Source organism: Vibrio sp. 2132-1 (assembly GCF_033344315.1).
Map to the genome: position 1 here is coordinate 1 of NZ_JAWPON010000646.1, position 572 is coordinate 572.

Sequence of the window (572 nt, forward strand, 5' to 3'; positions counted from 1 at the left end):
TGCCAATGCTTTAAGCACACCTACCTGATAAGCACCCAATGCGCCACCACCAGATAGAACTAGACCAACTTTCATGCGCCCTCCTGCCCAAAAACTTCTTCAGTTAAATAGTTGCCTAACTTGGTGGCCGAAATGATCCTTGGCATATACAAGGGGGCTTTCTCCCACTCCTGTGTAACAAAATACGTTGCAGGGTGTTTGTGTTCTAGGCACCAATCACCTAGAAACTCGACAGCTTCTTGCGTTTTTTTTGCGCTATGTTCGATCCATGTTTGAGAATCAATGCGCTCTTTGACCGTTGATCCACTATCGGCCGCCAATTGCTCAATCACCTTGTTTCTCAACAGTTCAAGGTAGTTGCTGCGTTCTTTGTCGTTAGCACTTCGAATGAAGTCACCAAAGCTTCCCCAGCGAAGTTCTTCGAGAGCAATGTAGCATCGAGTCGCAATAGGGAAGTCATGCCAATAACCTGTTCTCCACCGTGAGAATACCAAGTCCAATTGAGTGTTCGCTTTAACCTCCAGTTTTAGGTTAGCGATATCATTCTCAAGGACAGCCAGCCTATCAGAAGT

Annotated in this window: 1 protein-coding gene; it reads right to left on the bottom strand. The window is 46.2% G+C overall.

Going from position 1 to position 572, the window contains the following annotated elements:
* Nucleotides 1–71: 71 nt before the first annotated feature.
* The coding region (locus tag R8N47_RS27160) for a diguanylate cyclase regulator RdcB family protein (RefSeq protein WP_318186364.1) at nucleotides 72–572 on the bottom strand (501 nt) is incomplete at its 5' end.